Source organism: Pseudomonas sp. UYIF39 (assembly GCF_029963765.1).
In the GTDB taxonomy this organism is placed as follows: domain Bacteria; phylum Pseudomonadota; class Gammaproteobacteria; order Pseudomonadales; family Pseudomonadaceae; genus Aquipseudomonas.
Window position 1 is genome coordinate 107,933 of the sequence record NZ_JALBYU010000007.1, and the last position, 18,917, is coordinate 126,849.

20 protein-coding genes are annotated in these 18,917 nt (G+C 58.1%); 12 read left to right on the forward strand and 8 right to left on the reverse strand.

The genetic code is table 11. The annotated features are described in order from the left end of the window. Positions 1–70 precede the first annotated feature (70 nt). The 6 genes from MO767_RS11745 to MO767_RS11770 all read left to right on the forward strand — a co-directional run bounded on the left by MO767_RS11745 (position 71) and on the right by MO767_RS11770 (position 4,797). Complete coding sequence (locus tag MO767_RS11745; RefSeq protein WP_282480620.1) at positions 71–640, forward strand: DJ-1/PfpI family protein; 570 nt, start codon at positions 71–73, stop codon at positions 638–640. A 230-nt stretch (positions 641–870) separates the two neighbouring features. Continuing rightward, positions 871–2,022, forward strand: a complete 1,152-nt coding sequence (locus tag MO767_RS11750; RefSeq protein ID WP_282480621.1) for a polymorphic toxin type 44 domain-containing protein — start codon at positions 871–873, stop codon at positions 2,020–2,022. After that, positions 1,994–2,422: a hypothetical protein gene (locus tag MO767_RS11755; protein ID WP_282480622.1), complete on the forward strand. Its 429-nt coding sequence runs from the start codon at positions 1,994–1,996 to the stop codon at positions 2,420–2,422. Before MO767_RS11750 ends, MO767_RS11755 begins: the two co-directional genes overlap by 29 nt. A 577-nt stretch (positions 2,423–2,999) precedes the next feature. Beyond that, positions 3,000–3,635 (forward strand): phage protease, encoded by a 636-nt coding sequence (locus tag MO767_RS11760; protein WP_282480623.1) that lies wholly within the window; start codon positions 3,000–3,002, stop codon positions 3,633–3,635. After that, positions 3,580–3,828 (forward strand): hypothetical protein, encoded by a 249-nt coding sequence (locus tag MO767_RS11765; protein ID WP_282480624.1) that lies wholly within the window; start codon positions 3,580–3,582, stop codon positions 3,826–3,828. Before MO767_RS11760 ends, MO767_RS11765 begins: the two co-directional genes overlap by 56 nt. 138 nt (positions 3,829–3,966) lie before the next feature. Then, positions 3,967–4,797 carry an AarF/UbiB family protein gene (locus tag MO767_RS11770; RefSeq protein WP_282480625.1) on the forward strand — a complete coding sequence of 277 codons (831 nt, stop codon included), beginning with the start codon at positions 3,967–3,969 and terminating at the stop codon, positions 4,795–4,797. 15 nt (positions 4,798–4,812) lie between these two features. On the opposite strand, the gene MO767_RS11775 is transcribed toward MO767_RS11770, so the two are convergent. The 6 genes from MO767_RS11775 to MO767_RS11800 all read right to left on the reverse strand — a co-directional run bounded on the left by MO767_RS11775 (position 4,813) and on the right by MO767_RS11800 (position 12,586). Further along, positions 4,813–5,271: a GNAT family N-acetyltransferase gene (locus MO767_RS11775; RefSeq protein ID WP_282480626.1), complete on the reverse strand. Its 459-nt coding sequence runs from the start codon at positions 5,269–5,271 to the stop codon at positions 4,813–4,815. Between the two features lie 127 nt (positions 5,272–5,398). Continuing rightward, positions 5,399–6,802 carry a cytosine permease gene (locus MO767_RS11780; RefSeq protein WP_282480627.1) on the reverse strand — a complete coding sequence of 468 codons (1,404 nt, stop codon included), beginning with the start codon at positions 6,800–6,802 and terminating at the stop codon, positions 5,399–5,401. Positions 6,803–6,852: 50 nt separating this feature from the next. After that, a complete protein-coding gene (locus tag MO767_RS11785; RefSeq protein ID WP_282480628.1) occupies positions 6,853–7,593 on the reverse strand; it encodes a TorF family putative porin in 741 nt (246 codons plus the stop codon). A 110-nt stretch (positions 7,594–7,703) separates the two neighbouring features. After that, positions 7,704–9,446 (reverse strand): amidohydrolase, encoded by a 1,743-nt coding sequence (locus MO767_RS11790; RefSeq protein ID WP_282480629.1) that lies wholly within the window; start codon positions 9,444–9,446, stop codon positions 7,704–7,706. An 18-nt stretch (positions 9,447–9,464) separates the two neighbouring features. After that, entirely contained in the window at positions 9,465–11,333 is a 1,869-nt protein-coding gene (locus MO767_RS11795) for an amidohydrolase (RefSeq protein WP_282480630.1), read from the reverse strand. 230 nt (positions 11,334–11,563) lie between these two features. Then, the gene (locus MO767_RS11800) at positions 11,564–12,586 is read right to left on the reverse strand and encodes a helix-turn-helix transcriptional regulator (protein WP_282480631.1); all 1,023 of its coding nucleotides are present in this window, start codon (positions 12,584–12,586) and stop codon (positions 11,564–11,566) included. A gap of 310 nt (positions 12,587–12,896) precedes the next feature. On the opposite strand from MO767_RS11800, the gene MO767_RS11805 reads away from it, so the two are divergent. Continuing rightward, positions 12,897–13,196 (forward strand): hypothetical protein, encoded by a 300-nt coding sequence (locus tag MO767_RS11805; protein ID WP_282480632.1) that lies wholly within the window; start codon positions 12,897–12,899, stop codon positions 13,194–13,196. A gap of 304 nt (positions 13,197–13,500) precedes the next feature. On the opposite strand, the gene MO767_RS11810 is transcribed toward MO767_RS11805, so the two are convergent. Continuing rightward, positions 13,501–14,073, reverse strand: a complete 573-nt coding sequence (locus MO767_RS11810; protein ID WP_129436853.1) for a DUF2214 family protein — start codon at positions 14,071–14,073, stop codon at positions 13,501–13,503. Positions 14,074–14,370: 297 nt separating this feature from the next. Between MO767_RS11810 and MO767_RS11815 the strand changes: the two genes are divergently transcribed. The 5 genes from MO767_RS11815 (at position 14,371) to MO767_RS11835 (ending at position 18,153) form a co-directional block, all read left to right on the forward strand. Then, the gene (locus MO767_RS11815) at positions 14,371–14,718 is read left to right on the forward strand and encodes a metalloregulator ArsR/SmtB family transcription factor (RefSeq protein ID WP_282480633.1); all 348 of its coding nucleotides are present in this window, start codon (positions 14,371–14,373) and stop codon (positions 14,716–14,718) included. Positions 14,719–14,741: 23 nt separating this feature from the next. Beyond that, entirely contained in the window at positions 14,742–16,025 is a 1,284-nt protein-coding gene (locus tag MO767_RS11820) for an arsenic transporter (RefSeq protein ID WP_282480634.1), read from the forward strand. A 29-nt stretch (positions 16,026–16,054) separates the two neighbouring features. Continuing rightward, a complete protein-coding gene (locus tag MO767_RS11825; protein ID WP_134422558.1) occupies positions 16,055–16,525 on the forward strand; it encodes an arsenate reductase ArsC in 471 nt (156 codons plus the stop codon). Positions 16,526–16,536: 11 nt separating this feature from the next. Beyond that, positions 16,537–17,229, forward strand: coding sequence for an arsenical resistance protein ArsH (gene arsH, locus MO767_RS11830; protein ID WP_282480635.1), 693 nt, complete (start codon positions 16,537–16,539; stop codon positions 17,227–17,229). Positions 17,230–17,442: 213 nt separating this feature from the next. Beyond that, positions 17,443–18,153 carry a class I SAM-dependent methyltransferase gene (locus MO767_RS11835; protein ID WP_282480754.1) on the forward strand — a complete coding sequence of 237 codons (711 nt, stop codon included), beginning with the start codon at positions 17,443–17,445 and terminating at the stop codon, positions 18,151–18,153. Here the strand turns inward: MO767_RS11835 and MO767_RS11840 are convergent. Continuing rightward, positions 18,122–18,700 carry a DUF4157 domain-containing protein gene (locus MO767_RS11840; RefSeq protein ID WP_282480636.1) on the reverse strand — a complete coding sequence of 193 codons (579 nt, stop codon included), beginning with the start codon at positions 18,698–18,700 and terminating at the stop codon, positions 18,122–18,124. The genes MO767_RS11835 and MO767_RS11840 overlap by 32 nt on opposite strands. Positions 18,701–18,917 lie beyond the last annotated feature (217 nt).

An 18,917-nucleotide genomic window follows, 5' to 3' on the forward strand; every position in this document is an offset into this window, starting at 1 on the left:
ACCCAAAGCAGCCCTTGATGTATGTTTGTTGTCGCCATATGTTATTGGCATTCATGGAGGATTCTGACTGATGGCACGTGTGGGATTGATACTGACACCCGGTTTTGCGGACTGGGAATATGCTTTCATTGCTGGAACTGCGTCCCCGTTTTACGGGATCGACGTCAGGTTTTTCACTCCTGCTACGGGGCAGTTCCGCTCGCAGGGTGGATTAGCTGTAACTGTCGATAGCAGTTTGCAACAATGTCTGGACTGGAAACCGGACGTTGTTGTCGTCATTGGAGGAATGGTCTGGGAACGTGCAGAAGCACCGGATATTCGAGACTTTCTTCATGCTAGTCGTTTAAGTGGAGCGACAATTGCCGGTATCTGTGGGGGAACGCTGGCACTTGCTAGGGCCGGGCTTCTCGACACGGTTCCTCATACCTCGAACAGCGCTGACTTCTTACAACAGAATGCCGTAGGTTATGAAGGGCGCACGCTTTATCGAAACAGTCCGGTAGCCGTGGTTGCAGACCGCATCATAACTGCTCCAGGCCCTGCACCCGTTAGCTTCACCTGCGCAGTGTTCGAAGGTGCCGGGCTATCTTCAGAGATCATTTCTCAGTTCAGGTCAATGTTGGCAGCGGAACATCGGTGACTGCTTCGTCCTACAAAACAGCCGATCAGGGTGATGTGTTCGAGTGCCGCTCATGGCCGGAAGCAAGCGTAGGACGACCATCCACTTCTGGTCCAAAGGCGCACGTCGTATGGAGTTACTTAAGTTCAGATCTTTCCTACAGAGCGCTCACCATCACATGCGTCGCGGCGCCTGCAAAATGCTCTTCGCCTCCACCGACGGGGGCTTTTTATGTACGACAACGACGACGAATGATTTCCTCTGCTCGATTGGGTGACAAACATGTCTGCCCATTACCGGGACACGGTACTACCCCGATTTCCACTGCCTCCGCTGACACGAACATCAACTTCATGGGTTCTGCTCGCGTAGGCGATACCTGTGGGTGTGGTGCTGTTATCACGACCGGCTTTCCTTCCATTCAAGTGAACGGCCGTCCTATGGCTCACTTGGGCAGTCCAACCAGTCATGGCGGAACCATCATCACCGGGTCAAGCGATGTTGGCGGTGGATTTGTCATGGGGGATGCTGGTGGTGCAACAATCATCAATTTCATGGCTCTCGGAGCATTCCGACCAGACGGCACTGTGGACGATGAGAAAATGGCCACACTGCTGGCTGATCCAAAACTGAAGGAGAAGGCAACCGCAGCAAATGCCCTTGTAGATTCTAAGGCGGCTGCTAAACAGCCTGACACAAAGCCAGGGCCGGAGGCGGAACCTGTCGTTTGCAAAGATCCTGACGAAATGGAAGGGCTGGCCAGCTACATTGCCGGTGAGATGAACCGAAATATATTGAGTTCGGAAGTTTTAGAGATGCAACGGCTTAATAACTATGATTCCGCTTCCCCAGATAGGGAGCCTCCGCGCCTCACGGGCTTGGGCGGACCAGTAGCCCGTGCCCTGAACAAATATAGAGACACAGCTACGTCCTGGGCAATCTGGGCAAGTAAAGTAGGCCCACATATGGATTGGGATCACAAACCGAAGCTTCGTAAGCTGTTTGTTGGTCTGCACCATAAACAGGGAGCCTATGAGTACTTTTACGACATCTGGTCGAACATCCACTATGGGTATGTTGGAATCATAGGAGGCTTGTCAGAGAGCGAGTTACTGGATGGAGCAGAGGCTGCACAATTTTTGTCTGACGCCGCTACCAAAGCTGGCGAGATGAGCAAGCCTGAAGAGGAGAGAGTGCATCCCGGTCCACATACTACGGCGAGTCCCTGGACTGAACCGCGATCATGGGACGACGTTGCCGATAGGGTTTCCATTGAAATTGGGATGAAGCTGGCCAAACAGCATCCCACAGGGGGAGTAACCGCGAAGATGATCATGGATGAAGTGTTGGCCGTACCAGCAGCGAACTGGGGGGATGGAATCCGTGCCCATAAATGCCAGTAAGCGTCGGACATGGTTCAAGCGGATATTGTGGATACCGGTGTTGTATTTAGTGGTCACTCACTGGGACATAGCTTTGCCGACCGTAAATGTTCACTACTCTAAAGCTGGGCAAGATGAGCTTCGGTACATCTGGAATGTTAATGACCGGATTTACAAAGGTGGAATGCTTCCTGGAGGCGGTGCTGTTGATAATGGGGTGCTTTTCCCAGACGACGAATTCTTCATGGAGTTTTCGTGGTGGAGCAAAAAAGAGGGGCGTAACCATTGCATCAGCATTTCGCCGAATTGGCCCAATACCGACATCTACCTAGACGCAGATGGCAACATCGACATGCGAAAAGACAGCGGAACTGACGCAGACAGGTTGAAAGAGTGTCAATGGGACCGAGCCAAGCCTTAGGTATATGTAGTGTTGCGGGCTGTAGATGATAGCGGCTCGCTCACACCAAAGGACTGTCATCCTGCACTGCGATAAAGCGGAGGATGTGAGCGAGCGAGTGAATTCTACACTAGGGCTCGCCTTTGATTTTGTAGGCACCGCTGATCGGCAGCTAATGGCCGACTTGTGCCCTCCATCACGGCCCGCTTCGGGTCAACAGCCGTCCATTGTAACCAGCAGTAATCGCCCAGTTTCCACCACTGAAACCAATGGCTCTCCCCGTTAGCTATAGCTCAGACCAAGACCAGACCCGAAGGCTTTACACAGTCGTCTTAGAAGGCACAAGCAACGGTACACTGCGTGTCGGCTCACGGTTGAGCGAACAACACGACGTAAATGATTTATAAAGCCAGCCAGCCGCATAGCGCAGCACTGGCTCCTCTCGTCATCACTTCCCATCTCATCTCGCTCATTAAAACCATCACACCCGCCGCGAATCTCGCCTGGCACTCCCACCCAAACCCTTTAAACCCGATTAAAAGCCCCAAACCACTTTCAAGCCCACGCTCTGCTCATTACTCCAGTGCAGCGCACAACCATGAAACCCCTCCACATCTTCAAACCCGGCACCCACACCGCCATGTGTGGCACCAGCTTCAACTTCACCGAATCCGACCTAACCGCCACCGTCGCAGCCTACAACCCATCGCTCCACGAAGCCCCCATGGTCATCGGCCATCCCCAGCACGACGCCCCGGCCGCCGGCTGGGTCAAATCCCTATCCGCCACCGCCCAAGGCCTGATCGCCGAACCCCAACAAGTCGACGCCACCTTCGCCGAACAAGTCGCCAAAGGCAGCTACAAAAAAATCTCCGCCTCCTTCTACCACCCAGACGCCGCCAACAACCCCGTGCCCGGCGTCTACTACCTACGCCACGTCGGCTTTCTCGGCGCGCAACCACCATCGGTGAAAGGCCTACGCCCCATAGAACTCGCCGACGACGAGCAAGGCGTCATCGAATTCAGCGACCACGGCCACTACCTCAGCGCCGACCTCTGGCGCCGCTTCCGCGAATGGCTCATCGGCCAATTCAACAAAGACACCGCCGACCAGGTCGCCCCGTCGTGGGCCATCGACAGCCTCGCCGAAACCGCCAGCCAGCCAGCCAGAACAGCCCATGGCCGCATTCACCCAACCCAAAGACCTGGGCGACTTGCTGCAGGTCGAAGTTAGCCCCGGCTGGACCCGCTCCAAGGCCACGCCGCTGGCCGGCACCGACAACTCGCTGGGCCAGATGCAGGCCAAAGTCGCCGGTAAATACCGCTTCAACCACCCACGCGGTGCCGTCCTGTTGGACTACGGCAAGTCAACCTTTGGCGTCTCGGAAAGCACCGATGCGGCGTACGTGCAGCTAACCCAACGATAAAAAATCAACCCTGTGAGTAAGGGTCTGCAGCGTCCTGCCGATAACGACAAAGCGTCGCGCTCGATTGCCGGCGTTTTATGGACCAGAAAGCATTAGCAGGGACTTTACATACGTCACCTCAGACACCTTACTTCCCCTGTGAATCAGCAAAAGATTGCTGGCGTCACCTTCCATGTCGATCCGTCTGATCAGAACGAACTGGTAACGGTGCTTCAGCGTTTTTTTGCCAAGCCAGATCAACATGCGTTGCTGGATATTCCCGAGCAAACCCGCAGCGTGTTCCTGCTCCAAGGTGAGCGCAAATGGGTGTTGAAACACAACCGCCTGACCCACTGGAAAAAGCAGCTGCAGAATTTCCTGGGCCTCAAGCGTGTGTTCGGGCTGCATGACCTGACCAACGAATTCATCAATCTGTCCGTTGTGTCCGCCAAGTCGGAGTCATCGCCCAGAGTGGCTGCATTCGGCCACGTCGGACGTTTTCCGTTTCTCAAGAAAGAGTATTTGCTGGTCAGTTTTTTCGACAACCATTGCAGCGTCGATGAACGACTGATCGCCCAACCCGAGCAGGCGCAAACCCTGCTGTTGGACATTTTCCATCTGTTTGGGCAGACGCTGGTCGAGGGGTTTGTGCACATGGACCCGCACCCCAAGAACATCCTGATCGGCCCCGATAGCAGGCTGCGCCTTATCGATTTCGAATGCTGCGCGCATTCGGTGCTGGATCACGACTTCAGCCTGGGGTTTCTGCTGGGTTACTTCTATCGCTTCTGGTTCAACAAGTTCATATCTGTTGAACACTACAACGCGTGCTGTGAGCGCTACCTGAAGCATCAGCACCCCGCATTGAACCGTGAAGTTTTCCAGGCGGTGTATGAGCGCTTTCGGGACCGTGATGTTTCCCGTAGCACACGTTACCGCATCCTCACGTGCCCCAAGGCCCAAGCTGCATTCCTGCACGAGTTGATGTAACCGGCAGCGGTTGGCTCAGCGTTGCTTCAAATCGAGGCAGTAGGTGTAGTAACCCGTATCGCGCACATAACCCTGCGATTCATACAACCGTTGCGCGCCGACATTGTCCGTGGCCGTTTCCAGCACCATGCCTTTGGCACCGGTCAACAACGCAAAGGCTCGCGCAGTGTTCATCAGCAACGTGCCGACCCCTTGCCCTCGGGCGGCGGGTGTTGTGAAGAGGTCGCCAAGCAGCCAGGTGCGGTGCGCGTCGATGGAGGAGAACGTGGGGAACAACTGCACGAAACCCAGCGCCTCGCCGTTGGGTGCCTGGGCGAAGAAAATCGCGGATTCGTCCCGGGCAATGCGCTCGCCAATGAAGTCGCGAGACTGCGACAGGTTCGACGGCTGGCCGTAGAAGCCTCGATAGGCGTCGAAGAGGTTGGCGATTTTATCGAGGTGGGATGCGTCGGCGCGCAGGGCCTGGATGTCCATGTTGATCGTCTCCTTGCGGATTGATTTGATGAGCGTGAAAAGGGAAATGTAGATCAAAAGATCGCAGCCTGCGGCAGCTCAGGTGCAGGCTGCGATCTTTTGGGGTTCACCTAATCCTTAAGGCCTTTCAGTTCCGCGCAGGGGCCACCGCCGGCATTGATGTCCTGGCCAGCCCGTAATAAAGAATCCCCGGCACCACCAGACCAACAATCCAGGAAATATCGACACCGCCGAGCTGCGCGACCATCGGCCCGGAGTAGAAGTGCGTATCGACGAAGGGCAACTGGATCAAAACACCGATGACATACACGCTGATCCCGCGCACGTTCCAGCGGCCATAACGGCCCGCCGGATCGGACAGCGCCGGGATGTCATAGCGTTCTTTGTTGATGAAGTAGTAATCCACCAGATTGATCGCGCTCCACGGTGTGAAGAAGGTCAGCAAAAACAGGATGAAGTACTTGAAGGTATTCAAAAACGAGTACTGCCCCAGCAACGCGAGCGTGGTGGATGCCGCGACAATCACCAACACAAACACCATGCGCTGCCGGGCGGATATCTCCAGACGACTGCGGAAACCGCTGATGATGGTGGCCACGCACATGAAGCTGCCATAAGCGTTGAGCGTGGATACCGTGACCTTGCCGAACACCACGCTCAAGTACAGCAGGGACGCCATCACACCGGTGCTGCCCAACCCGACGATGGTCGCCACCTCGTGACCGCGGAAGTTCGCACCGGCCAACGCCGCGGCGAACACCCCCAGCACCATGGACGCCTGGGCGCCCAGCACCGTGCCAAGCCCGACGGCAGCGAACGTCTTCCACGACGAGGTCTTGCTCGGCAGGTAGCGTGAGTAGTCAGCCACATAAGGGCCAAAAGCGATCTGCCAGGAGGCGGACAACGACACCGCCAGCAGGAAAGTACTCCAGCCGAAGTGACGGTTTTCCAGCAACAGGCCGATATCGTTGAGGGTCATCAACCGGGTAAACAGATAGACGAAGGCGATGATGCCCAGCACGCTGGCCACCCGGCCGACCAGGTGGATGACCCGGTAACCGAAGATCGTCAGAAACGCGATGCAGGAGGCGAAAATCAGGATGCCCGCGCTATCGCTGACATGGATCAACTGGGCAATCGCCTGCCCCGACAACACCGCGCCGGTGGCGCTGAAACCGAGGTACATCAGGCACACCAGCACAATCGGAATGGCCGCCCCATAGACCCCGAACTGCACACGACTGGAGATCATCTGCGGCAGCCCAAGCTTCGGTCCTTGCGCCGCGTGCAGGGCCACCACTGTACCGCCGAGCACCTGGCCGATCAGCAAGCCGATGAGTGACCAGAACACATCGCCGCCCAGCACCACGGCCAGGGCGCCGGTGACGATCGCCGTGATCTGCAGGTTGGCGCCGAGCCACAGGGTGAACTGGCTGTAGAGGCTGCCATGACGCTCGGCTTCGGGGATGTAATCGATCGAACGTGTCTCGATCAGGGGACTTCGCTGCTGACTGTCGTTGACCTTGGTCATTACGCTGTTTTCCTTTGAGGCGCTTGTTTTTATGGTGTGGGCTCGAACGCTTAGAACGCCTTGCTGGCACTGGCAACCACAGTGGCGGTGCACAAATCACCATAGCCGTACCAGCTCGTGCATTCGCTTTTCGACAGGTCGGTATCAATGTAGCTAAGGCCCCAGGTCACGCCCACGAAGTCACGGGTCAACTTGGCTTCCCACTCGCTGTAGGCATCACGGCTTTCGCCGTTGGCGGACCAGAAAGCCGGGTCTTTGACATCGTTGCGACCCACGCGCAGGTCCAGGCCGATTTCGGCCGGCAATGCGATTTTGTAGCTGAGGTAGGTGTAAAGGGTGTCCTGGTCCTCGCCAAAGAAGTTCGGCGTATCGTTTGAGTAGTAAGCGCCGAGCTTCACGCCATAAACGTCCAGGACGGCGTAGACCTCACTCAGGTTGAATTGGCTCTCTTTTGGATAGTCGTACTTGATGTACCCCAAATCGAGGCTGATGGCCTCGGTCGCCTGCCAGTAGTAGCCCGCGTAATACTCGAGTTCCTGCCGCGTCTTGAACTCGCCGCCGAAATCGACATTCGAGGTCCAGGCGCCCACGTACAGGCCGCTGCTGTGCACCAGCGTGGCGCCGGCCTGAGCCGCCGGATCACCCAGGGTTTGCGAAATGCCACGGGTTCGGTAGTCGCTGATGACTCCCAGGGTCATGTCCAGATTGAAGTCATCGTTGAGTGTCAGTGCCTGGGTGGTCAGAGGGGCCAATACAAGCGTGGCAAGGGTCAATACTGAGCGTGCGTTCATACAAGTCTCTTATTGTTATGGAGGTGCAGGTTATTTCAGCCATGGCGATGCCGAGCCCCTCGCCATACGAGGAGCCAGGCGTCTTTTGCGTGGTGCGGGTGAACGGAGGGTCAGGACGCGGGCGCGTACACCTCTTTGCCGGCGAAGAAGGTCTTCAGGACCTTGGTGTCGAACAGTTCGTCATCGCTGACCTTGAAGACATCGCGGTCGAGGATGATCAGATCGGCCTGTTTGCCGGGTGTCAGCGAACCAATCTGCTGTTCCAGGCGCAGGGCCTTGGCGGCATTGAGCGTGTAGGCGTAGAACATGGTCTGGCGATCGATGCTTTCCTTGGCATTCAACACGCCCAGCGGCCCTTTGCGCGTGCTGGCCTGAGCGATGGCATTCCATGGATTGGGGCTGGATACCGGCCAGTCACTGCCACCGGCGATGACCGCACCGGCGTTATGCAGGGACTTGGCGGGATACTGATAACCGTAAGCAAACGCGCTGATATAGGGTTTGACGAGCTCGACGGTGTAACTCTCGCCGGTGGCCCACAGCAATTGCATGGAGGCGATCACGCCAAGTTGCTTGAAGCGCGGAAACTCTTTCGGGTTGACCAGTTGCAGGTGGCTGATGCTATGAGCCACGGGTGTCGGGTTGAGTTTGCGCGCGTAGGCAAAACCATTGAGTGATTCACGCACCGCACGGTCGCCAACCGCGTGCATGTGCACGATCCAGTCGCGCTTCTCCGCTGCCACGACCAACTCACCGAAGTGCGCGGGGTCGATCAGCAGTTGACCGTTTTTATGGCTGTTCTTGAAGGGAACGATGACCGCTGCCGTCTGCCCCGGAAACTCGAGAACGCCGTCAGCGAAGACTTTGATGCCAGGAAAACTCAGGTTGGGTACACCCTCGAATTTCTTCATCACCTTGGCCAGCACCTCCAGGTCGGCCGGTCGGCTTTTCGGGTTGGCCAACAGCAGCGCAGCGACGTGGGCATTGAGCTCGCCCTTCTCTGCCAGTTCGCGGTATAGCGGCAGCACACCGTAACTTTGCTCGGTTGCCTTGAAATCGAACAACGAATCGCCACTGCCGGCATTCGCCGCCGCGTCCATCCAGGCGGTGACGCCGTATTGATTATTGACCTTCACCGCCTCGCGGGCGGCTTTCAACATGATCTCGTCGCTGGGCGCGGGGAGCTGGCTGCGTACCAGGTCCCAGCGAGACTCGGCAAAATAACCATTGGGGGTGAAAGCCGCGTCGTGCCCCACATAGCTACGATCCTGTTCCGACAGGCCTTTTACCAGAGTCGCGTCGATTTTCAGACGCTTGAGTATGGCGTTGTTGGCCCAGCCGGTGTGCCCGTCGATCCCGCTGAGGACCACCGGTTGATCCACCCAGCGTCCCTGATTGAAACGCTGGCCCAGCTCACGGCTCTTGTCCCAATAAGCCGAACTGACCCCAGCGATGCTGATCACGTCACCGGCACGGGCAACGCCCGCCTGATCCTGTTCGATAATCCACTGTTCAAGCTCCGGCAACGGTTTGACTTCATCCAGCAGGTTCGCCCCCATGCTGTCGAAGGCCGCCACCACCGGGTGACTGTGGGTATCAATCATTCCTGGCATCAGCACCTTGCCCGCCAGATCGATCCGTTGCGTGCGGGGGTCGGCCAAGGCGTTGATCTCGGCATTACTGCCCACCTTGAGAATCTTGCCGTCTTGCACGGCCACGGCCTGGACCAGTCCCTGACCGGGTTCGGCGGTGAACACCTTGCCGTTGAACAACACAAGGTCAGCGGCGGCCATGGCGTGCACCGAGGAAAAGGCCAGGGCTGCGGCCAACAGGTTTGGAATAAATCGCTGCATCGGAACGCTCTCTTGTTTTTATTGGGCTGGGCGGGCGGCTGATGCCTGGGACAACGCCTTCGGATCAAGGCCAACGAACGGCGCCTTGGCCCACACGACCTGGCCGCCCACTACCGTCAGCAGCACGTTATTTCGAGCCAACTCCTCCTCGGGGACCTGCATGAAGTTCTTGTCCAGAACGATCAAGTCGGCGAACTTGCCGACCTCGACCGAACCGACGACAGCGTCCAGTTTCAGCTGCTCGGCAGCGTTCATGGTGATGGTGCGCAGCACTTCCGTGCGCGACAGCGCCGGGTCGGCATTCAGCCTGCCCGCATACTGGAGGCCGTAACTGTGCGGGTTCAGCGGATCGCCGGAGCGGGTAACACCGATCTTCAGCGCCAGGAACTCGTCGAGCGGGTCGACCGGCCAGTCGCTGCCATACGCAACGCGGCCGCCAGCACGGGCGATGCTGCCGGACGGCTCCATGCGGGCAAATCGTGCAGCCCCCAGATGCTCGTTAGTACCGTCGACCATAGAGGGTGCCTGCTGGGCCCACTGGAAGGACATGTTGGCGGTCACGTCGAGCGCCTTGAAGCGCGCATAGTCGGCAGGGTCCACCGACTCGTTGTGAGTAATGGCTGGGCGGAAGCCATTGCCTGGCAGTTGCTGGCGCACGTATTCGATGCCGTTCAGAGAGTCACGCACCGCGCGGTCTCCGGTAGCGTGAAGGTGCGGATCGAGGCCGGCCTGAACGGCCTTCAGCAGCAGCGGGTTGAGCACTTGCGGCGGGAAGTAAAGCTCACCGGTGTTCTTGCCGGGGGTCCACTTCGGCGCCGTATCGGTGCCGACATTGCGCAGGTACGGCTTCAACATGGCACCCGTGTCGGCTGGTGCGTTGATGATGCCGTCCATGAACAATTTGACGTGGCGCATGCTCACGCCCGGCGCCGGTTTCGCTTCGCCCTGGTCATAGGTGGTGGCCAGTGCCTTGGCCTCGGCGATGGTTTTGTCCGGGTCGGCAGCCGCGGCGGCAGGGTCAAGTTTGATCGCCAGCAAGGCCCGGGCCGTCAGCTCACCCGACTGCTGCAGGGTGGTAAACGCTTTGCCGTTTTCCGGCCCCGACAAGGCATCGAAGAAACTGGTGATGCCTTGCTGACGCATGGCGTCGAGCGCCGCGCGGGTTTGATTGAGTTTCTCTGCATCGGTGGCGGGCGGCACCACGGCGGCGATGGCCTCGGCGGCTCCGTCTTCGCAGATGCCGTTCGGGTTGCCGGCGCTGTCGCGCAGGTACTTGCCATCACCGGGATTGGTCGTGTGCTTGTTGATGCCGGCGACCGCCAGGCCGCGAGAGTTGGTCAGCACCGTATGGAAGTCGGTGGAACGGACTTGAATTGGACGGTTGGTCTTGAGCGCGTCCAGTGTCGACTTGTCGGGATCGCCGTCGAGTCCGGTCATGCCAATTCGGTCCCAGCTACCCACTTCGAGCCAGACATCGGGGCCTTTGTCCTTGTCGGCATCCAGGCACGCCTGAATGGTTTCCTGGAAAACCTTGCGGGTCATCGTCTGGTATTTCAGGTCGCACAACGTCATGGCGCGACCGCCGTCTCCCGGATGCATGTGCGCATCGATGAAGCCTGGCATCACCATGCGGCCGGCCAGATCGACCAGCTGTGTCTGCGTACCGATGTAAGAGGAAACCCCTGCATCGCTGCCGACATACACGATCTTCCCACCCGTGACCGCGATCGCCTGCTGCACGGAATTCTTGCCGTCGACGGTGTAGACATAGCCGTTGCGCATGACCATGTCGGCGCCTGTCGAAGCGTGTGTCTGACACCCCACCAGCGCCACACAGGAAAATGCCGTTGTCGCGGCAATGGCGATAAATAGCCTGGAAAATTTCAACTGCCTCACCTCTGTTTTTATAGTTTTGGAAGTGGCCCGAACGGACGGTCGCAAGCCCCTGATATGCAGGGCATACCCTATAGAGCGCGGCGGTCGGATGGACCTCCACAAATGAGGAGGGGTAAGGCAAATACCGGTCAGTTGAGCAGCAACGCATACTTTGTAGCAGCTGCCGAAGGCTGCGTTCGGCAGCTGCTACAAGGTATGCGTTATGGCTTAAGGCGCTGCGCTTAATTACGACGTGCAGTTTCCGCAAGCGAGGTCGATGACCGCAGGACAGAACCCAGCTCCACTTTGCTCTTCACGCCGAGCTGCAAGTAGCAGTTGCGCAGATAAGTGCGCACTGTGGCCGGACTCAGTGCAAGGATTTTGGCAATTTCCTTATAGGAGTGGCCGGCGGCGAACAGCATCGCAGCCGTGCGCTCGCGTGGCGCCAGCATCGCCCCGCGCGACTGTGATTCGAGCGACAGAATCACATGTTCGGCGTTAGGACTCAGCGTCAGCGCACAACGACCGAGGCGAATCACACACGGCGCCTTTTGCAGTTGTGCGATGACATCAAAGGGAAGCATTGAACCGCTCCACCCGGGTAACTCGCGCTGAATGGCGGCGCACAGACTTGCGCCCACATACAGCAAACTGCCGTCCATCCGGGCGACCCCGAAGTCACTCGCCCCGTTGCCCGTGTCGCAGCGAATCATGTCCTGCACCTGAAAGCGCCACAACTGCAACAGATGGTCGCAGAACGCCGAAAACAACCCGTCCTCGCTGTCGTTGAACGCAGGCGCATCACTGCCACGGTAGAGACAGACGAAGAACATCAAGCCGCTTTCGGGTAACTCGAAGGTGATGCACATCACGTGGTAGAGGTCGTGGCGCCGTGCGAAGTCGTTCACCTCCTCACAGGGATCGGTGAACCCGATGTCGCGCACCACCTCACCGGGTCGACTCAAGGTGTCATGGGAGAATTTGTCGTTACCCGCACTCTTGTGCCATTCGGTGGCAAACGATTCGGGCAGATTGATCCGTCCGTGCATCCAGCTTTTGGGAGGCGCATTAACGCCTGACGCAGACATCTCGCCCCACCATGCCGAAGCGAAGGGCACCAGTTGACGGAAGGCTTGCAAGCCGTCTGCGATGAATTGGGAGGCGCCGCGATCTCGGGCAAGGCGACCCAGGTGCAACACGCAACGATTGAACGCCTTCAGCGTCGCCATCGACGCTTTGGCGCCGACCTCATCACCCTCCTCCATTGTTTTTATCCTGTTTACTACATGGCGTATTTTTTCGACGATGCCATAGGCGCGGTTATGGCGTCCAGCGAGCGCTGTTGTTGCGGGAGAATTCTGGTGACTGGCAGCGTTCGGCAATAGCTGCCGGAAGGCCACGCTGTGCGCAAACGGATCGCCGCTCGCTGTCGTACGGTTTACTCCGGCTGTCAGCAAGAATGACCCAAATGCGCTAATTCCGCTAAACCGACCCTGGGGCGGGCACAACAGCGTCTAATCTGAATGAAGCACAACCACAAACATGCCTCTAGCCTCTTGATACAGGGGAGATGGGATGACCGGAAAAACAGCACGCCGATGCTCGTCATGGGGCCTGCTCTCCCTGCTCGCCATCAACCTGGCGCTGACAGCGGGATGTACAGGCAAAGCTTCCACGGCTCACTATTCGACCTCAAGCATAGGCGACAGCTGCTATGCAAAAGCACTACCCACTGCCGGCGATGGCGGCCTGGCTTGGGGCTCCAACTTGAACATGGCACGCAAAAAATCCCTGGATAATTGCATACGCTATGCCGGCCGATCCGGTGGCACGCCCAATACCTGCAAAGTGGTGTTGGCAGAGTGCAAAAATTAATAGAGGGGCAGTGAAAGCGGGCCGTTCGGTTCGCGGTCAATCACTTGACCGAACGCCAGTCGCGTCATGACCGAAGGCATCTGATTAACACGCCAATTGCCAGAGCCCACAAACATTTCTTGAGCAGCATGATGCACCTCCGCTTGGAGTTGCGCAGTCATCTCCGTATCGAATGCAATGTCCAGTGAATTCGCGGCCGCCCATTGGAGCGGCCAGCCAACCGGCACGGCCATAAATCTGCAGCAATAACGAGCAACTGCGGTTTCCGTACGATCCCTCAGAGCCAACTGCACATTATTGATAGCTACCCCGGTATCGAGGATTTTTGTGCACCGACACTGCCCGCCCTACCGGCAACTGCAAGTGCCACGCAACAAGCCAGTAACGAGAATGCGGCGAATGCGCCCATCACATGTAGATAAGGCAACACGTGATTCCAGGCTCGAGCCACCCCCAGGAAAGCGGCGAATAGCCAACCGCTCATGGAAAGCGCACCCAACAAGGCGAGCCGCGTGCGGCCTGCACTGCGCAGTGCGACGAATGGAGCCTTTTGCAGCAACGGGAAGCCGACTCGATGCAGTAATGCACCGTTGAGGCTAAGCAGCGCGACGACAGTTACCTTGGCCCAGAGTTTCTGATTGAGCAGATACGCGTCGCCTTCATTGAGATAACCCTGAAGCACCAGCAACAGTCCGCTTACCCAAAGGGCCAGTAGTGCGAGGCTGACGATCCTCTGAGTTTCATCAAGGTACTCAAGCCTCGCCTGGTCCAGTATTTCCTTGCGCCAACTCCAAAGCTTGTGATCCGCCTGCAGCACCCTCCCCAAGGCAATACACGTAGCAAGCAGATGACCGTATACGAGAAGCATTTTGAGCATTGACTTGACCTTATTATTGTTTTGGCGCTGCGTTCCCTGCTTCGCTGAATTGAAAACGAATGATACAAATTTGCAATTGCATTTTCAAGATGAGCATTCATTCCTAGGCTGGCACCGACCGCGATACAACTGTCGCGACAGACAGCAAAAGGCCCAGAAGCAGCCATTCACTGATTCAAGCCCCTTTGCAAAGTCACTTCCGACAGATCGTCTTACTGACGTCGATCTGATTTTGGCTTGCTCGATACATACGGATAAACGTATATTCGGATAACCACATGTATTGAAGACGCCTCCATGCTGAACCCTGCCGCCGTATTCAAATGCCTGTCCGACGAAACTCGCACGCGGGCCACCTTGCTGATCACCCGTGAGGGAGAGTTATGCGTCTGCGAGTTGGTCTGCGCCCTGGACGACAGTCAGCCCAAAATCTCCCGCCACCTGGCCCAGCTCCGAGCAGGTGGCCTGCTGCTAGACCGCCGTCAGGGTCAGTGGGTGTATTACCGGCTCAACCCCGAACTGCCAAAGTGGGTTCGCACCATTCTTGAGACAACACTGGAAGCCAACGCCGACTGGCTTGAGGCAAACAGCACTCGACTCAAAGCAATGGGCGACCGTCCTGTCAACACTGCCGCCTGCTGCTGACCCATCACCCATCGAGACTGCTCATGTTTACTGCGTTCGCCATTTTTCTCGTCACCATTGTGTTGGTCATCTGGCAGCCCAAGGGGCTGGGTGTCGGCTGGAGCGCCTCCTTGGGGGCGGCTCTTGCACTGATTGCAGGCGTCGTGACGCTGGACGATATTCCACTGGTGTGGGGCATTGTCTGGAACGCCACCGCTACGTTTATCGCGGTCATCATCATTAGTTTGTTGCTTGATGAGGCAGGCTTCTTTCAGTGGGCCGCACTGCATGTGGCACGCTGGGCCAAGGGCGATGGCCGTCGCCTGTTCGCTTTCACGGTGCTACTGGGCGCAGCCGTTTCCGCCCTGTTTGCCAATGACGGTGCGGCGCTGATACTGACCCCCATCGTTATTTCAATTTTGCTTGCCCTGCGCTTTTCGCCAGCGTCCACTTTGGCGTTTGTCATGGCAGCGGGCTTTATTGCCGACACGGCCAGCCTGCCCCTGGTGGTGTCGAATCTCGTCAATATCGTTTCAGCCGACTACTTCGGCCTGGGCTTCAGCGAGTACGCTTCGGTCATGGTCCCGGTCAATTTCGTTGCCGTGGGCTCCACCCTCGGGGTGCTGTATTGGTTTTTCCGTCGTGACATACCCGAACGCTATTCACTGGATGATCTACAAGATCCACAACGGGCCGTGCGAGACCCGCTGACGTTTCGCGTCGGCTGGATTGTTCTGGGTTTGTTGCTGATTGGACTGTTTGCGCTGGAGCCTCTGGGCATTCCGATCAGTGCCATTGCGGCTGTCTGCGCCGCGATGCTGTTCGCCGTTGCGGCGCGTGGGCATGTGATTTCAACCCGACGCGTATTGCGTGAAGCGCCATGGCAGGTCGTGACCTTTTCGCTGGGCATGTACCTGGTGGTTTATGGGCTCAAAAACGCTGGCCTGACAACCTATCTGACGGTAGCCCTGAACTACTTTGCCGAATTCGGCATCTGGGGCGCCGCGTTGGGGACTGGTTTTCTCACGGCGTTGCTGTCATCCGGCATGAACAACATGCCTACGGTGTTGGTGGGTGCGCTGTCGATCCAGGCCAGTGACGCCACCGGTGTGGTGCGTGAAGCCATGATCTACGCCAATGTCATCGGCTCTGATCTGGGCCCGAAAATCACCCCCATCGGTAGCCTGGCAACACTGCTCTGGCTGCACGTTCTGGAGCGCAAGGGCATCCGCATCACCTGGGGTTATTACTTCAAGGTGGGTGTCGTTCTGACGCTGCCGATTCTGTTCATCACCTTATCTGCCCTGGCCTTGCGCCTGGGCGTTTAGCACCTGCCCGTCTGGAAAGAGGAGTCGTCATGCGCGTTCTGTTCATGTGTACCGCCAATAGCTGCCGCAGCATTTTGTCCGAAGCGATGTTCAATCACCTCGCACCGCAAGGCTTCCAGGCGATCAGCGCCGGCAGCTTCCCCAAAGGACAGGTTCTGCCGCGCAGCCTGACCACGTTGCAAGAGGCCGGGATTGCGATCGACGGGTTAAGCAGCAAAGGAAACGACGCCTTCGAGGCCAATCCACCGGACATTGTCATCACCGTCTGCGACAAGGCCGCCGGTGAAGCCTGCCCGGTCTACTTCGGACCGGCCCTGAAGGCCCATTGGGGGCTGGAAGATCCATCAGACGTGAAGGGTGACGAGACGGTCGTCGCCGCTGCATTCCACTCGACGCTTGCGCGCATCGAAACACGCTGCCGGGCATTCCTCGCCCTGCCCTTCGCCCAACTGGATCGCGATGCACTTAAACGCGAACTCGACCGCATCAGCACGCTGTAACGGGAGCCCCCATGACCCACTCACTGCCTAATCTCGACGCGTCATTGATTCAACCCATTGCCAGAGGTGACGGCCAACACAAGCCACGAATCCTGTTGCTGTACGGGTCGACCCGCGCACGGTCATTCAGTCGGTTGCTGGTCGAAGAAGCAGCCCGGCTGCTCGAACACTTCGGTGCAGAAACGCGGATCTTCAATCCATCGGGACTCCCGCTACCGGACGACGCACCCAACGATCACCCGAAAGTTCAGGAATTGCTTGAGCTGATGCAATGGTCTGAAGGACAGGTCTGGTGTTCACCTGAGCGTCACGGGTCCATGTCTGCCGTATTCAAGGCGCAGATAGACTGGGTGCCGCTGGCGTTAGGCGCCGTTCGCCCGACCCAAGGGAAAACGCTCGCCGTCATGCAGGTCAGCGGCGGTTCACAATCCTTTAACGCGGTGAATCAGCTTCGCGTGCTGGGACGCTGGATGCGGATGTTCACAATCCCTAATCAATCTTCCGTGCCGAAGGCTTTTCTGGAGTTTGACGAAGGGAACCGCATGAAACCGTCCTTCCTCTATGACCGGGTGGTAGATGTCATGGAAGAACTGGTGAAGTTCACGTTGCTGCTGCGCGAACGCCCTGATCTGGTTGACCGCTACTCCGAACGCAAGGAGTCAGCGCAAGAACTGACTCAGCGGGTGAATCAACGGTCGATTTAAAAACAGGGATGAAGCCAACGCGTTTGGCTTCTACCTGCAAAAAGGTTTGTTCGAGGAGTACGCCCAGTTCGGGCACGGGCACGAGCATGAGCATGAGCATGAGCATGAGCATGAGCATGACCTTGCCGCGTTCGACCGGACGCCGGTAAAGCGTCTGCGATCCACCCGCACTTGTCCTATCCTTTAATCCAACCAACAACTCCGGTCACCGACATGTCCACCCCCGAATCCACCCTCCTGCAAAGCTGGCACCACAACGCCCAATCCTGGGTTGAAGCCATCCGCACCGGCGCCATCGAAAGCCGCCTCAAGGTCACCGACCAGGCAATCCTGCTGGCGGTGTTGGGCCGCCAGCCCGAGCGCGTGCTTGACCTGGGCTGCGGCGAGGGCTGGCTGTTGCGCGCGCTGGCTGAACGGGGCATCAAGGCGGTCGGTGTGGATGGCGATGCGACGCTGGTCGAGGCGGCGCGGGCGGCGGGCTCTTCGCCGGTGCATCTGGCGAGCTATGAAGAGTTGATGGAGGCAAAGGTGGACATCGGCAGCGACTACGAGCTGATCTGCGCCAACTTCGCCCTGCTGCACCAGGACATCATCCCGCTGCTCGCCGCCATGAACGCCCTGCTCGTCCCTGGCGGCGCGCTGGTGATCCAGACGCTGCATCCGTGGACCGTGGCGGCGGGCGACTATCAGGATGGCTGGCGGGAAGAGACTTTTGCCGGGTTCAAGGGGCAGTGGCAACCCATGCCGTGGTACTTGCGCACCTTGTCCAGCTGGATCAATGCGCTGGACATGGCCGGTTTTCAGCTGGTCGCCCTGCAGGAGCCGCAGCATCCGCAAAGTCCTGTGCCGCAGTCATTGCTGTTGGTGGCCGAGCCGCAGGGTTCGCTACTCTTCAGTCAGTCCCTTCCCGCACCCACCGCCTGACCTCAGCCTGTATGGCATAAGCCGGCGCCTCCACAGCATTGAAATCCTGTGTATACCGCTGGGCAAATCCTTCTACCCCCCACTCCTGATACTGCTGCACATGCTTTAATTCGTGAGCCCAGAGCGCGACGTTCTGTTCTGCAGCTTGAGCGTCCCGGAAGAGGATGATGTCGATCAGCGTCACGGCACCGACATCGGGGTTTTGCAGCATGGCTGTGGCGGCGCTGAGTTGGCCGTTGTCGCTCACTTTGTAGCGCGCGGTATCGAGAACGCTGGGGTCGTACCAGCGCAGCAGTTGCTCCCGGATGCGCGGTGGAATGGGTTGGATGCCGGCGCTGGCTGCTTCAGCGCGGGCTTGGGTCAGCCACAGCGCCAGGGCAGGTGCCGCGATCTGGTAGATGCCATCAGGCACCACGTCGGGCAGGCAGATGCAGCCGTCCAGGCACACTTGTTTCTCGCCAGGTGGGCAGGCGTTGGTCTGGGCTGGCACTTCAAGCGTCAGGCAAAGAACAAACAGCGCCACCAGGCGCGCGGTGATGGACAGCATTGGGCGCTCCAGGGACGGACGCAGCGCGAACAGGGGGTCACAATTGATCGACGATCCGCATGGCTTCAGCGTAGTCCCGAACCAAGCGCCTCAAAGATAATCGCAGGAAATGGCAGACCACTGTTTCCTTGAATCCACAGTCGATAGCGGTCAGGTAACCCGTAAAGAACCAAAAAAAAGCCCCGCACTTCAACCGAAGGCGGGGCTTTTGATCTGG

Excerpts from the sequence above, each read along its gene's own strand:
- MO767_RS11760 (WP_282480623.1), top strand. The coding sequence starts at position 3,000 with ATGAAACCCCTCCACATCTTCAAACCCGGCACCCACACCGCCATGTGT.
- MO767_RS11750 (WP_282480621.1), top strand. The coding sequence starts at position 871 with ATGATTTCCTCTGCTCGATTGGGTGACAAACATGTCTGCCCATTACCG.
- MO767_RS11825 (WP_134422558.1), top strand. The coding sequence starts at position 16,055 with ATGCGCGTTCTGTTCATGTGTACCGCCAATAGCTGCCGCAGCATTTTG.
- MO767_RS11820 (WP_282480634.1), top strand. The coding sequence starts at position 14,742 with ATGTTTACTGCGTTCGCCATTTTTCTCGTCACCATTGTGTTGGTCATC.
- MO767_RS11790 (WP_282480629.1), bottom strand. The coding sequence starts at position 9,446 with ATGCAGCGATTTATTCCAAACCTGTTGGCCGCAGCCCTGGCCTTTTCC.
- MO767_RS11840 (WP_282480636.1), bottom strand. The coding sequence starts at position 18,700 with ATGCTGTCCATCACCGCGCGCCTGGTGGCGCTGTTTGTTCTTTGCCTG.
- MO767_RS11810 (WP_129436853.1), bottom strand. The coding sequence starts at position 14,073 with ATGCTCAAAATGCTTCTCGTATACGGTCATCTGCTTGCTACGTGTATT.
- MO767_RS11835 (WP_282480754.1), top strand. The coding sequence starts at position 17,443 with ATGTCCACCCCCGAATCCACCCTCCTGCAAAGCTGGCACCACAACGCC.
- MO767_RS11745 (WP_282480620.1), top strand. The coding sequence starts at position 71 with ATGGCACGTGTGGGATTGATACTGACACCCGGTTTTGCGGACTGGGAA.
- MO767_RS11815 (WP_282480633.1), top strand. The coding sequence starts at position 14,371 with ATGCTGAACCCTGCCGCCGTATTCAAATGCCTGTCCGACGAAACTCGC.
- arsH (WP_282480635.1), top strand. The coding sequence starts at position 16,537 with ATGACCCACTCACTGCCTAATCTCGACGCGTCATTGATTCAACCCATT.
- MO767_RS11805 (WP_282480632.1), top strand. The coding sequence starts at position 12,897 with ATGACCGGAAAAACAGCACGCCGATGCTCGTCATGGGGCCTGCTCTCC.
- MO767_RS11785 (WP_282480628.1), bottom strand. The coding sequence starts at position 7,593 with ATGAACGCACGCTCAGTATTGACCCTTGCCACGCTTGTATTGGCCCCT.
- MO767_RS11775 (WP_282480626.1), bottom strand. The coding sequence starts at position 5,271 with ATGGACATCCAGGCCCTGCGCGCCGACGCATCCCACCTCGATAAAATC.
- MO767_RS11755 (WP_282480622.1), top strand. The coding sequence starts at position 1,994 with ATGGAATCCGTGCCCATAAATGCCAGTAAGCGTCGGACATGGTTCAAG.
- MO767_RS11765 (WP_282480624.1), top strand. The coding sequence starts at position 3,580 with ATGGCCGCATTCACCCAACCCAAAGACCTGGGCGACTTGCTGCAGGTC.
- MO767_RS11800 (WP_282480631.1), bottom strand. The coding sequence starts at position 12,586 with ATGGAGGAGGGTGATGAGGTCGGCGCCAAAGCGTCGATGGCGACGCTG.
- MO767_RS11780 (WP_282480627.1), bottom strand. The coding sequence starts at position 6,802 with ATGACCAAGGTCAACGACAGTCAGCAGCGAAGTCCCCTGATCGAGACA.